General features: G+C 71.3%; 13 protein-coding genes. 8 read left to right on the forward strand and 5 right to left on the reverse strand.

Annotation, left to right across the window (positions count from 1 at the left end):
• The first annotated feature begins 99 nt into the window (after nt 1–99).
• The 7 genes from IF64_RS0100430 (at nt 100) to IF64_RS0100460 (ending at nt 6312) form a co-directional block, all read left to right on the forward strand.
• On the forward strand, nt 100–537 hold the full coding sequence (locus IF64_RS0100430) for a diol dehydratase small subunit (RefSeq protein ID WP_246134824.1): 438 nt from the start codon (nt 100–102) through the stop codon (nt 535–537).
• A 63-nt stretch (nt 538–600) separates the two neighbouring features.
• A complete protein-coding gene (locus IF64_RS0100435) occupies nt 601–2307 on the forward strand; it encodes a propanediol/glycerol family dehydratase large subunit (protein ID WP_030529945.1) in 1707 nt (568 codons plus the stop codon).
• A gap of 21 nt (nt 2308–2328) precedes the next feature.
• Entirely contained in the window at nt 2329–2919 is a 591-nt protein-coding gene (locus IF64_RS0100440; RefSeq protein WP_030529946.1) for a propanediol/glycerol family dehydratase medium subunit, read from the forward strand.
• Nucleotides 2916–4823 carry a diol dehydratase reactivase subunit alpha gene (locus tag IF64_RS0100445; protein WP_051757341.1) on the forward strand — a complete coding sequence of 636 codons (1908 nt, stop codon included), beginning with the start codon at nt 2916–2918 and terminating at the stop codon, nt 4821–4823. The genes IF64_RS0100440 and IF64_RS0100445 overlap by 4 nt, the downstream gene beginning before the upstream one ends.
• Nucleotides 4820–5248: a glycerol dehydratase reactivase beta/small subunit family protein gene (locus IF64_RS0100450; protein ID WP_246134823.1), complete on the forward strand. Its 429-nt coding sequence runs from the start codon at nt 4820–4822 to the stop codon at nt 5246–5248. The genes IF64_RS0100445 and IF64_RS0100450 overlap by 4 nt, the downstream gene beginning before the upstream one ends.
• A 2-nt stretch (nt 5249–5250) precedes the next feature.
• A complete protein-coding gene (locus IF64_RS0100455) occupies nt 5251–5637 on the forward strand; it encodes a GlcG/HbpS family heme-binding protein (protein ID WP_036875544.1) in 387 nt (128 codons plus the stop codon).
• 111 nt (nt 5638–5748) lie between these two features.
• Nucleotides 5749–6312, forward strand: coding sequence for a GrpB family protein (locus IF64_RS0100460; RefSeq protein ID WP_030529950.1), 564 nt, complete (start codon nt 5749–5751; stop codon nt 6310–6312).
• A gap of 19 nt (nt 6313–6331) precedes the next feature.
• Here IF64_RS0100460 and IF64_RS0100465 read toward each other — a convergent pair whose 3' ends face one another.
• The 3 genes from IF64_RS0100465 to bla form a co-directional block, all read right to left on the reverse strand.
• Nucleotides 6332–7216, reverse strand: coding sequence for an NAD(P)-dependent oxidoreductase (locus IF64_RS0100465; protein WP_246134822.1), 885 nt, complete (start codon nt 7214–7216; stop codon nt 6332–6334).
• A gap of 30 nt (nt 7217–7246) precedes the next feature.
• Nucleotides 7247–8737 (reverse strand): aldehyde dehydrogenase family protein, encoded by a 1491-nt coding sequence (locus tag IF64_RS0100470; RefSeq protein WP_030529952.1) that lies wholly within the window; start codon nt 8735–8737, stop codon nt 7247–7249.
• Between the two features lie 66 nt (nt 8738–8803).
• On the reverse strand, nt 8804–9748 hold the full coding sequence (bla, locus tag IF64_RS0100475) for a class A beta-lactamase (RefSeq protein WP_084705566.1): 945 nt from the start codon (nt 9746–9748) through the stop codon (nt 8804–8806).
• Nucleotides 9749–9901: 153 nt separating this feature from the next.
• Here bla and IF64_RS0100480 point away from each other — a divergent pair, with 153 nt between their 5' ends.
• Nucleotides 9902–10381 (forward strand): GNAT family N-acetyltransferase, encoded by a 480-nt coding sequence (locus IF64_RS0100480; RefSeq protein ID WP_030529954.1) that lies wholly within the window; start codon nt 9902–9904, stop codon nt 10379–10381.
• Nucleotides 10382–10402: 21 nt separating this feature from the next.
• On the opposite strand, the gene IF64_RS0100485 is transcribed toward IF64_RS0100480, so the two are convergent.
• Nucleotides 10403–11566: an SGNH/GDSL hydrolase family protein gene (locus IF64_RS0100485; RefSeq protein WP_030529955.1), complete on the reverse strand. Its 1164-nt coding sequence runs from the start codon at nt 11564–11566 to the stop codon at nt 10403–10405.
• A gap of 82 nt (nt 11567–11648) precedes the next feature.
• A complete protein-coding gene (locus IF64_RS0100490) occupies nt 11649–12500 on the reverse strand; it encodes an SAM-dependent methyltransferase (RefSeq protein ID WP_030529956.1) in 852 nt (283 codons plus the stop codon).
• Between the last annotated feature and the right edge of the window lie 47 nt (nt 12501–12547).

The following is a 12547-nucleotide window of genomic DNA, read 5'->3' on the forward strand; positions in this document are numbered from 1 at the left end:
CGGCGGGCGCCGCAGCGCCGCGTGCAACGTCGCTGCAACGCACGCGCCCCTAGGTTCAACCCCCGATACCGACTTCGACGACGAAGGCAGGTGGTGGCGGTGACGCTTCCCGAGCAGGTGGAACTCGACCCGGACCGCGACTACCCACTCGCGGCACACCGGCCGGAGCTGCTCCGCACTCCGACGGGCAAGCCGATCGACGACCTGACCATGCAGGCCGTCCTGTCCGGTGAGGTCGCTCCGGACGACCTCCGCATCTCTCCCGACACCCTCCGGCTGCAGGCACAGATCGCCGAGCGGGTCGGACGCACCCAGCTCGCCCGCAACTTCCGCCGCGCCGCCGAGCTCACGGCGCTGCCCGACGAGCTCGTGCTGTCGATCTACAACTCCCTTCGCCCGAACGCGTCGACGAAACAGCAGCTCACCGACATCGCCGACCGGCTCGAGAACGAGTTCTCGGCGACCCTGTGCGCCCAGCTGGTGCGCGAGGCCGCAGACGTCTACCAGCGGCGCGACATCCTCGCCGACCCCGCCTGACCGGCAGGCCGGGGCGCGGAGTCCCGGCCGACGACCGGTCCCGCACACCAAGGAGATCCGACAATGACCGCGGAACCGCTTCCGGTATCGACTCCGACGTCCAAGCGCACGGAGGCCCTCGAAGCCAGGCCGGTCAACCTCGACGGATTCGTGGAGGAATGGCCCGAGGTCGGCATGGTCGCGATGGACAGCCCGTACGACCCGACGCCGAGCGTGCGCGTGGCCGACGGCGTGATCGTCGAGATGGACGGCAAGCCGCGCGCCGAGTTCGACTTCCTCGACCAGTTCATCGCCGACCACGCGATCGACGTGGACACCACCGAACAGGCGATGACGCTCGAACCGGTCGAGGTGGCGCGCATGCTCGTCGACCCGGCGGTGTCCCGTTCGGAGGTCGTCGAGGTCGCGGGTGGCCTCACCCCCGCCGCGCTGCTCGAGGTCGTCAAGACGATGAACGTCGTCGAGATGATGCAGGCACTGCAGAAGATGCGTGCCCGGCGCACCCCGGCCAACCAGGCGCACTCGACCAGCGCCAGGGACAACCCCGTGCAGGTCGCCGCCGAGGCGGCCGAGGCGTCGCTGCGCGGATTCCGGGAGCTCGAGACGACGCTCGGCGTCGTGCGCTACGCACCGCTGGTGGCCATCGCGTTGCAGGTCGGCTCGCTCGCGGGCACCCCGGGCGTGCTCACGCAGTGCGCACTGGAGGAGGCCACCGAACTCGAACTCGGCATGCGGGGCATCACCGCGTACGCCGAGACGATCTCGGTGTACGGCACCGAGCCGGTGTTCTGCGACGGCGACGACACGCCGTGGTCGAAGGCCTTCCTGGCCTCGGCCTACGCCTCCCGCGGCATCAAGATGCGCTTCACCTCGGGTACCGGCTCCGAGGTGCAGATGGGCAACGCCGAGGGCAAGTCCATGCTGTACCTGGAGATCCGCTGCATCCTGGTGGCCAAGGGCGCCGGTGTGCAGGGGCTGCAGAACGGGTCGATCAGCTGTATCGGCGTCCCCGGCGCGGTCCCGGCCGGCATTCGCGCGGTGCTCGCGGAGAACCTGATCGCCAGCACCGCGGACCTGGAGTGCGCCTCGGGCAACGACCAGTCGTTCTCGCACTCCGACATGCGCCGCACCGCGCGCCTGCTGCCGCAGTTGCTGCCCGGCACCGACTTCGTCTGTTCCGGATACTCGGCCGTGCCGAACTACGACAACATGTTCGCCGGATCCAATGTGGACTCGACGGACTACGACGACTGGAACACCATCCAGCGCGACCTCCAGGTCGACGGCGCGTTGCGGCACGTACCGGAGCCCGAACTGCTCGCCGCGCGCAGCCGTGCGGCGAAGGCGTTGCAGGCCGTGTTCGCCCAGCTCGGACTGCCCACGATCACCGACAAGGAGGTCGAGGCCGTCACGTACGCCCACGGCAGCCAGGACCTGCCGATGCGCGACGTGCTCGAGGACCTCAAGGCGGCCCAGTCGGTGATGGACCGCGGGATCACCGGCCTCGACGTGATCAAGGCGCTCGAGGCGTCCGGATACAACGACATGGCCCGCACCCTGCTGGCCGTGCTGCGGCACCGGGTGTCCGGCGACCTGCTGCACACGTCGGCGATCCTGACTCCGGAGCTGGAGACCCTGTCCGCGGTCAACGACGCCAACGACTACGCCGGTCCCGGCACCGGTTACCGCCCCGCGGGCGAGCGCTGGGAAGAGATGAAACGCCTGCGCCACGTCGTCAGCGCGAGCAACCCCGAGACCGAAGTCGGCTGACGCAGAAGGGACAGCGACGTCATGACGAAGACGGAGACGCGATCCGAGCGGGTGCTCGACGCCGTGGAACGTGGCGAGGCCACGGTGGGAACCCGCCCGGACGAGGTGGTCATCGGGCTCTCGCCCGCGTTCGGGGACTTCTTCACCAGGACGATCGTCGACATTCCCCACGCCGAGGTACTTCGCGAGCTGCTGGCCGGCATCGAGGAACAGGGCGTCGGCGCGCGGGTGATCCGCTACCGCGGCGGAGCGGACCTCGCCGTCATCGCCCACGCGGCGGCACGGCTTTCCGGTTCGGGGATCGGCGTGGGGGTGCTCTCGCGCGGCACCACCATGATCCACCAGAAGGACCTCGTCCGACTGTCCAATCTGGAGCTCTTCCCGCAGGCGCCGCTGCTGGACCCCGAGACGTTCCGCAAGGTCGGCCGCAACGCGGCACGCTATGCCAAGGGCGAGTCGCCGGAACCGGTCCCCGCGCGCAACGACTACATGGCCCGGCCGCGGTGGCAGGCCAAGGCGGCGCTGCTGCACATCAAGGAGACCGAGTTCGTGACCCCCGGGGCGGCGCCGGTCGAACTGGACGTGCGGATCCGCCTCGCCGACGCTGGATGACGGCCGGGAGAACGGCGCGCGGCGACACCGCCACGCTCGTCGTCGGCGTCGACATCGGGAACTCCACGACCGAGGCGTGTGTGGCCGAGCTCGGCGTGGACGGCCCGCGCTACCTGGGCGGAGCCCTGGCTCCGACGTCGGGGGTGAAGGGCACGGCCGAGAACGTGCCCGGCGTGGTGAAGGTCGTCCACGAGGCGCTGTCAGCGGCGGGCCGCTCTGCCGACGAGCTTGCCACCGTGCTGGTCAACGAGGCCACGCCGGTGATCAGCGGCCTGGCAATGGAGACGATCACCGAAACGATCATCACCGAGTCGACGATGATCGGGCACAACCCGGACACCCCGGGCGGAGCGGGTCTCGGCGTCGGCACGACGGTCGCGTTCGCGGAGCTGGCCGACTGCCCTCCGGGTGAGCCGGTGGTCTGCGTCGTCGGGGCCGGGGTCGACTTCGAGGACGCCGCCGCCGGGATCGACGCCGCCGTCGCGCGCGGGGTGGCGGTCACCGGTGCCGTGGTCCGCGCCGACGACGCCAACCTGATCGTGAACCGCCTGAGCACGCCGATTCCCGTGGTGGACGAGGTGACGCTCGTCGAGAAGGTCCCGCTCGGCATGCCCGCGGCCGTCGAGGTCGCCGAGCCGGGGCGCACGGTGCGGACGCTGTCCAACAGCTACGGCATCGCGACGCTGTTCGAACTCACCCCTGAGCAGACGCGGATGGTCGCCCCCGTCGCGCGGGCGCTCGTGGGCAACCGGTCGGCGGTCGTGGTACGCACCCCGCACGGCGACATTGCCGACCGGCGCATCCCCGCGGGAACGCTCACGCTCATCGGCGAGCACTCGACGCTGTCGGTGGGCGTCGACGCGGGCGCCGAGGAGATCATGGCGACGCTGCGGCGCGTGGCGCCGCTGTCGGATGCCACCGGGGAGTCGGGCACGCACGTCGGCGGCATGCTCGCGGCGGTGCGCGACGCGATGACCGAGACGCTGGCCGACGCGCCCGATACCCATGACTCCCCTGACGCCCATGACGCCCCTGACGCGCGAACCGGTGGGCAGGACGTGCGGATCCAGGACATCCTGGCCGTCGACACCTTCGTCCCACAGCACGTGACCGGAGCGCTGGCGGGCGAGTTCGCGCTGGAGAACGCGGTCGCGCTCGCGGCCATGGTGCGCACGAGCAGGGGCCCGATGGAGGCGCTCGCCGAGCAGATCCGCGCGGCGCTCGGCACGGACGTCGTGGTCGGCGGCGTCGAGGCGGACATGGCCGTGCTCGGCGCGCTGACCACCCCGGGCACCGAACGGCCCGTGGCGATCCTCGACCTCGGCGGAGGGTCGACCGACGCGGCGCTGGCGATGCCCGGCGGCGACGTGACGTCGGTGCACCTGGCCGGGGCGGGCGACCTGGTGACGAAGCTGATCGACTCCGAACTCGGCCTCGAGAACCGGGAGCTGGCCGAGGACATCAAACGTCATCCACTGGCCAAATCGGAGAGTTTCTTCCACGTGCGCATGGAGGACGGCACGGCGCGGTTCTTCGACGAACCGCTGCCCGCGGACGCGTTCGCCCGCGTCGTCGTCCTGGGCGAGGAGGGGATGCGCCCGATCCCCACCCGCCATTCGCTCGAGAAGATCCGGCAGGTGCGCAGGTCGGCCAAACACAAGGTGTTCGTCGTCAACGCGGTCCGGGCACTGGAGCGCGTCGCACCGGGCGGAAATCTGCGCGAGATCGGTTTCGTCGTCGTGCTGGGCGGATCGGCACTGGACTTCGAGATCCCGGACCTCATCGCCGAGGCGGTCGCGGGTTCGGGCATCGTCTGCGGAACGGGAAACGTGCGCGGCTCGCAGGGCCCGCGCAACGCCGTGGCCACGGGGCTGGTCGCCGAGCACGCGGCGGGCCCGCGGTGAGCGTGGCCGACCGCCGCGCGGAGCGGGCACGCAGGCAGCCACCGGCCGTCGTGCTGCGCCACCTCGGCGAGCCGGGGACGGTCATGCGGGACCTGTGCGCCGGCCTCGAGGAGGAGGGCGTGCCGGTCCTCCTCGAGACGAGCGAGCCCGCGACCGCCGAGAGCCGACCGGCGCAGGCGGGGGCGGTCGCCATGGCCTTCGCGGCGGCGCAGGCCTCGACGTTGGGGGTCGGCATCGGGGTGGACGCCGCCGCGGTGTGCGTGCACCACGCGAAACGGCCCGCCGCGTCACCGGTGCTGACGGCCGATCTCACGCAGGCCCGCTGGTGCGGGCACAACGCGGCCCGGCTGGTGGTCGGGCTGCCGTTCAAACAGCGACCCGGGACGACCGGAGAACGGATGGAGGAATCGTGGCCGCACAGCTGACCATGGACGAGGCCCGGACGGTGCTCGACGCCGCGCTCGCGAAGGCCGTCGAGATCGGACAGCCGATGAACGTCGCCGTCGTCGACGCCGGTGCCCACCTGGTGGCGTTCGCCCGCCAGGACGGGGCGATCCTCGCAAGCATCGACATCGCTACGCGCAAGGCGCGCACCGCCGCGCTGTTGAAGATGACGACGGCCCAGCTCGGCGAGGCGGCCAAACCCGGCGCACCGCTGTACGGCATCGAGGGCACGAACGGCGGTCTGATCATCTTCGGTGGCGGCATCCCGTTGACGCGCGACGGTGAGGTCATCGGCGCCGTCGGCGTGAGCGCGGGCAGCGTCGAACAGGACACCGAGGTCGCCGAGGCCGGAGTCGCCGCCCTGCCGTGACGAACTGCCGGGACGGACTGGCGTGAGGGACTGACGTGAGGGACCGGCGTTGCTGCTCGTCGTCCGGTCGTCGGTTGTTCCCGCCTGCGCGCCCCACTACCGTGCGCCGACGTGACGCGGAAACCCCTCGACGACGAGCGGCTGGCGGCGATGCTCGTGCACGGTCCACAGCCGACGCGGGTGCAGATCGTCGACTACGACCCGGAATGGCCGCGGCGTTTCGAGCGCAGGGCCGCCCAGCTGCGGAAGGTCCTGGGTGAGCGCGCGCGGTTGATCGAGCACATCGGATCGACGTCGGTGCCGGGGCTCGCGGCCAAACCGGTGGTCGACATCGTCGTGGGCATCGACGATCCGGACGACGAGCCCGCCTACCTGCCCGACCTCGAGGCCGCGGGATACGAGCTGCGCGTCACCGAACCGGGTCACCGCGCGCTGCGGGCAGGCGATCCGGACGAGCCGGTGAACCTGCACTGCTACGCGCCCGACGACGTCGAGACGCGCCGGTACCTGGTGCTGCGCGAGCACCTGCGCACCCACCCCGACGACCGCGACCGCTATGCGGCCACCAAGCGCGAGCTCGCCCGGCGCGAGTGGGACGACATGAACTACTACGCCGAGGCGAAAGGCCCGGTGATCTGGGACATCCTCGGCCGCGCGGGCTGGGTCGAGCCCTGACACGGCCGAGCCCCGCGGGTCACCCCGCCTTCGGAGTGCTCGTTAGGTAGGTCGCGGCCATGTCCTCGTCACCGTGTTCACGGGCGCCCTCGGCGAACCGGTGGCGGATCGTGCGCAGCATCGGCAGGTCGAGGTCGTGGTCGGCGGCTGCCTCGTCGATCAGGCGCGTGTCCTTGGCCGCGAGCGCCAGCTTCATCGCGGGCTCGAACTTGCGCTCGATCATCGACGTGCCCTTGGCCTGCAGGTACGGCAGGTCGAGCGCACCACCCGAGACCGCGTCGAGGAACTGCTTCGGGTCGACGCCGAGCCCCTCGGCCAGCGCGATGGTCTCCGCGGTCGCCTCGACCACCGACGACACCCAGGCGTTGGCGACAAGCTTGAGCCTGCTGCCGGCCCCGGCCTCACCGACCCAGAGGGTCTTCTTCCCGATCGCCTCGAACAGGGGCTCGACCGCGGCACGCACCTCCTCGGGGCCGGAGGCGAGCACGACGAGTTCACCGTTCTCGGCCGGCGCCTTGGTGCCGAGCACGGGCGCGTCGACGAAGGCGACACCCGCCTCGCCGGCCAGGTCCGCGAGCCGCTGGGTGCCGTCGATGCCGACGGTGCTGGTCTGCACCCACACCGCGTCCTCAGCCGCGTGGGACAGCGTGTCGTCGAGGGTCTCGAGGATCACGTCGGCGTCGGCCAGCATGGTGACCACGGCGTCGGCACCCTCGACCGCCTCGCGCTGGTCGTCGCAGAGCGTCACGCCCTCGTCGGCGAGCGGTTCCATCTTGTCGCGGCTGCGATTCCAGGCCCGCACCTCGAAACCGGCGCCGGCCAGGTTGCGCGCCATGGGCTGGCCCATCAAGCCGCCGGCGCCCAGGAACGCGACGCTGCTGATCTCACGATTGGACTCGGCCACGGTTCGTCCTTCCGCCGTCGGCGGCCCCGCTCAGATCGGGTACCGCCGTGTCTCGTGCTGCACGCTCACCCAATGATCGGTCGTGAACTCCTCGACCGCCCATCGGCCACCGAATCGACCGATCCCGGAGGCCTTCTCCCCACCGAACGCCGTGTTCGCGTCATCGTTGACCGGAGAGTCGTTGACGTGCGTCATGCCTGCGTCGACGCGGCGCGCGAACCGCACTCCACGTTCGACATCACGGGTGAACACGGCGCTGGACAGCCCGTATTCCGTGTCGTTGGCGATGCGCAGCGCGTCTTGCTCGTCCCGGGCGCGGATCACGGTGATCACCGGCCCGAACACCTCCTCGCGTGCGGTCGCGACGTCCGGTTCGCCGAGCAGCACGTGGGGCGGCAGCGCCAGTCCGGCCGGACCGCCGGGCTCGCCGCCGAGCAGCCGCTGCGCACCGTCGCGCTCGGCGCGTGCGACCTTGTCGAGGATCCCGTCGCGCTGGCTCGTGTTGATCACCGGGCCGATGTCGGTCCCCGGATCGGACGGGTCGCCGACGGTCAGGCCGCGTACCCGTTCGACGAACCGGTCGACGAACTCGTCGTGCGCCGCCGAGTCGACGATGATCCGGTTGGCGATCATGCAGATCTGGCCCGCGTGGAAGAACGACCCGAACACGGCGGCGTCGACCGCCCGATCGAGGTCGGCATCGTCGAGCACCACCAGCGGGCCATTGCCGCCGAGCTCCAACGCCAGCTTCGTGACTCCGGCCTTCGCCGCGATGTCCTCGCCCACCGGCGTCGACCCGGTGAACGACACGACCCGCGCGGCGGGATGGGTGACGAGCGCGTCGCCGATCTCCCCGCCCGGTCCGACGACGACGTTGAGCAGTCCGTCGGGCAGGCCGGCCTCCTCGAGGATCTTCGCGAGCAGCGTGCCGCCGGTGACCGGCGTGTCGCCCGCGGGTTTGAGGACGACACCGTTGCCGACCGCCAACGCCGGCGCGACCGAGCGGTTCGACAGCTGCATCGGGAAGTTCCACGGGCTGATCACCCCGACCACGCCCACCGGCTCGCGGTAGACGCGGCTTTCCTTGCCCGGCACGTCCGACGGCAGGATCGAGCCCTCGACGTGGTGCGGCATGCTCGCGGCCTCGTGCAGACCGGCACGCACCAGGCCGCGTTCCAGTTCGGCCTTGGCGCGCGTGCCGCCGGTCTCGTGGACGATCCAGTCGACGATCTCGGCCTCCCGCTCGTCGACGATCGCCGCGGCCCTGCGCAGCACCGCGGCCCGGTCGGCGGGCGGTGCCGCGGCCCAGTCGCGCTGGGCCCGTTGCGCCGACCGGTACGCCTCGTCGACGTCGGCGCTGTCGGCCTGGGCGATCTCCACCAGGGTGTCGCCGCTCCACGGATCGGTGTCGGTCCTGGTCTCGTCGCCTCCGCCGGAACGCCAGCGTCCGGCGATGGGCATCGTGTCGAATCCGTCGTAGGCGCTGTGCTGGGTGCGTTGCTCGGAAACCGTCCCTGTCATGGCGTCCGACTACCCCACGCGGCTCGGCCTCCACACGTGGGCGGCCCCGGCCGGAGGGCTGCGCCGCTACCGCCGGCCGCCGAACGCCCCCGCCACCGCGCGGGCGGCCTCGACCAGCGCCGTTGCGCCTGCCTCCTCGGTCGCGCGTGCACCACGCGGCGAGGTGTAGACGGCGACGACCACCGGCGCACGGTCCGGAGGCCAGGCGACGGCCACGTCGTTGATCTCGCCGTGAGCGCCCGTTCCGGTCTTGTCGCCGACCTGCCACGCGGGTGGCAGTCCGGCCCGGATGCGGTCGTCCCCGGTGGTGTTGCCCCTGAGCCAGCCCGTCAGCTGCTCGCGTGCCGCGCGGTCGAGGCCGCCGTCGAACAGCAGCCGGCGCGTCAGGTCGGCCATCGCCGCCGGGGTGGTGGTGTCGAGGCGCGTGTCACGCACGTTGAGCTCGGGCTCCCACCGGTCGAGCCGGGTCACCCGATCGCCCTTCTCCCGCAGGAAGCCGGTCACCTCGGCGGGGCCGCCGACCTGGGCGGTGAGGAGGTTCGCCGCGGTGTTGTCGCTGCGGGTCATCGCGGCCTCGCACAGCTCGGCCACGGTCATCACACCGCCCGCGCGCTCCTGGGTGACGGGCGCGTACTCGAGGACGTCCTCCTGGCGCACGGGCACGGACCGGTCGAGCGGCACCCCGCGGCCCAGCGTGGCCGCCACGATCGGCAGCTTCGCCGTGGAGGCCATCAGGAACCGTTCCCGCTGGCGATGCTGCACGAGCGCGCCGCTGCCGGTGTCCACCGCGTAGACCCCGAGGCGGCCACCGAAGCGCTGTTCGACGGCGGCCAGCTCACCCGCGACGTCCGGTCCGTCCGGCAGCCGCGACGGCACCCCCGCGCCCTGGCCACCTGCTCCGGCCTCGTCCCCGTCCCCAGGGTCGCGCTCGGTGTCGGGCGTGCACGCGGCGAGCGCGCCGGCCGCGGCCGCCAGCAGTACTCCACGACGGGTCCAGTGGTGGTCCAACACGTCGCCAGCGTGCCAGTCACCGGCAAGGGTGGTCCTCGGCGACACGCTCCCGGTCGCGTGGCTGCTCCGCGGATGGCGCCGGGTGCGGACGTCGCGGGGTGGCGGCGAAAATCACGACGCGGGCGCCGGGCGGGCGCGGGTAGCGTGGCCGACGTGCAGATTCGCAGGTTCGCAGACTCCGACTGGCCATCCGTGTGGCCGATCGTCCGGGACGTGATTCAGGCCGAGGACACCTTCGCCGTCGACCCCGGTCTCACCTCCGAGCAGGCCTACGACTTCTGGGTCGACGGGCACACGGTCGTCGCCGTCAACGACGCCGGGGAGATCACGGGCACCGCGCACATGGACGCGAACCGGCCCGCACGGGGCAGCCACATCGCGACGGCGAGTTTCATGGTCTCGAGCGCGGCGCGGGGTCAGGGCGTCGGCGAGGCCATGGTGCGGTACGCACTCGACTGGGCCCGCGAGCAGGGATTCTCGGGTATGCAGTTCAACGCGGTCGTGGAGACGAACACCTCGGCGGTGAAGCTCTACGAACGGCTCGGCTTCCGCATCATCGGCACGGTTCCCGGCGCGTTCGACCACCCGGTGAAGGGCCGGGTGGGCCTGCACATCATGTTCATCGGTTTCTGACCGTCCCCCTAATCCGGCGGTTCACCGTCCACTCAGAACGCGGTCGGCGAAGCGTTGCCCGATGATCCGGTGGGACTCCGCCCCCGGATGCAGCGCGTCCGGCAACGGGAACTCGGCGTGGTCGGACTCGCCGTAGAGGTCGAGACCGTCCACAAGGAACAGATTCGGATCGGCCCGCCGGTCGACGAGATCGCGGAGCTGGTCGCGGATCACCCGCAGGGTCAGCTTTCCGGCGCGCACGTCGGCCGGATCGCCGGCCGCGGCGAACCGGACGACACCCTCGCGGAGTGCCTCGACGTCGAACGCCCCCGGACCCGGCGTGTCCTCGTGGATCGGGCAGTACAGCGGGGACACGAGCGTCAGCGGCGTATCCGGGTGGCCGTCGCGGACGGTGTCGAGGAATCCGTGCAGCGCAGGCGTGAACGTGCGCACGCGCATGGCGTCGCTGTTGACCAGGTTGATGCCGACCTCGAGGCTCAGCACGTCGGCCGGGGTGTCGCGGAGGGTGCGCGCGACGAACGGGTCGAGCATCATGCTGCCGCTGAAGCCGAGGTTGACGAGTTCGACCCCGGCGGCGCGAGCGGCGGTGGCCGCCCACGTGTCGGCGGGTCCCGCGGCGTTGGATCCCTGGCTGATGGAGCTTCCGTGATGCACCCACACGCGGCCGTCGCGGTGCGCCGGTTCGACGGGGGCATCGGTGCGCAGTTCGACGAGTTCGATTCTCTCGTTGTACGGCAACCAGATCTCGACGTCCTTTGTGGAGTCCGGAAGTCCCGTGAACGTCATGGTGCCGGCCGGCCCCGTCTCGACGTCCGCCTCGCCGGTCGTCATGTCGACGTGGATCCGATCGCCGCCGGTGGAGGTCGCCGCGGCGAAGGGGCGCCCGTCGACGAGCAGGTCGTAGCTGCCGTCGGGGCGCGCGGGCACTCCGACGTAGGCGACGGTCGTGCGCACGGCGTCGAGTTCGACGACGGTCGCGGCGGTGCGAAACGCCAGGCGCACCCCCGCAGGCTGGGCCTCGGCCATGGCCAGTTGCGCTCCGGGGCCCTGCCCGTCGAACCACTGGGCGCGCGTCCAGGAGGGAAGGCGGTGCGGAAGGAGGCCGCGGTCGGTGTGCTCGACGTCCACCGCGCCTGCCAGGAGATCCTCGGTGATGGGCGTGCGAAGAACCGGCGAGGACGTCATGAACCCACCTTGGCATGCGAGCGGCCGACGGGCACGGGATTTTCCGCGACACGTGCGGGATCGGCGCGAGTGGGCGGTTCGGTTACGGCTTGCGGCCGACGGCGGCGGCGATGCACTGCGCCGCGGACGAGTGGCCGTCGAGCGGAGGGCCGTCCGGCCACCATTCGTCGTTGATGACGAGGCCGGGTTCGACGAGGTCGAGACCTTCGAGCATCTCGAGGATCTCGGAGCGCTTGCGCCAGTATCCGCGGCCGGTGCCGCCCGCGCCGCGCATGATCTCCTGCACGCGCATGGCGGTCTCGGTGTGTTCGTTCTCGGGGTCGAGGAAGTGGGTGAAGGCCACGTACGAGCCCGAAGGGAGGGCGTCGATGTAGGCGCGCATCACGTCCACGGGCGGCAGGCCGAACTCGGCGTCGTGGTGGTGCAGCGTCGCGACCTGGAGCAGTCCGAGCGGGCGGGAGAAGTCGAGGAAGTCGCGGACCATCGCGTCGTCGAGGACCTGCTCGGGGCGGAAGATGTCGGCGTCGAGGAACCGCGTGTTCTCGTTCTCCTCGAGGATCGCGCGGCCGTGGGCGAGCACCACCGGGTCGTTGTCGACGTAGACGACGCGGGCCTCGTTGTTGAGGCGCTGCACGACCTGGTGGGTGTTCTCGGCCGTGGGAAGGCCCGAGCCGCAGTCGAGGAACTGGTCGATGCCGGCGCGGACAGCCAGGAACCGGGCGGCGCGGATGAGGAACATGCGGTTGCTGATCGCGATCTCGCGCACCTCGGGCACGGCCTCGTCCATGCGGTGGATCAGCTCGCGGTCGACCTCGTAGTTGGTCTTGCCGCCGATGGCGTAGTCGTAGGCGCGGGCGATGCTCGGCACCGTCGTGTCGATCGTCTTCACGCTGGGCGACACGGACTCGGACTCGGACTCGGCTGAAGCGGACATCTCAGACTGACCTCGCTACCCAGATGCGTTCACGACGACGGGGACCT

The sequence above is a fragment of the Prauserella rugosa genome, from assembly GCF_000719975.1.
Classification (GTDB): domain Bacteria; phylum Actinomycetota; class Actinomycetes; order Mycobacteriales; family Pseudonocardiaceae; genus Prauserella; species Prauserella rugosa.

What these genes read in the sequence shown, in the direction of transcription:
- IF64_RS0100435 (WP_030529945.1), top strand. Translation starts at nt 601, where the DNA reads ATGACCGCGGAACCGCTTCCGGTATCGACTCCGACGTCCAAGCGCACG.
- IF64_RS0100440 (WP_030529946.1), top strand. Translation starts at nt 2,329, where the DNA reads ATGACGAAGACGGAGACGCGATCCGAGCGGGTGCTCGACGCCGTGGAA.
- IF64_RS0100445 (WP_051757341.1), top strand. Translation starts at nt 2,916, where the DNA reads ATGACGGCCGGGAGAACGGCGCGCGGCGACACCGCCACGCTCGTCGTC.
- IF64_RS0100455 (WP_036875544.1), top strand. Translation starts at nt 5,251, where the DNA reads ATGGACGAGGCCCGGACGGTGCTCGACGCCGCGCTCGCGAAGGCCGTC.
- IF64_RS0100470 (WP_030529952.1), bottom strand. Translation starts at nt 8,737, where the DNA reads ATGACAGGGACGGTTTCCGAGCAACGCACCCAGCACAGCGCCTACGAC.
- IF64_RS0100485 (WP_030529955.1), bottom strand. Translation starts at nt 11,566, where the DNA reads ATGACGTCCTCGCCGGTTCTTCGCACGCCCATCACCGAGGATCTCCTG.
- IF64_RS0100490 (WP_030529956.1), bottom strand. Translation starts at nt 12,500, where the DNA reads ATGTCCGCTTCAGCCGAGTCCGAGTCCGAGTCCGTGTCGCCCAGCGTG.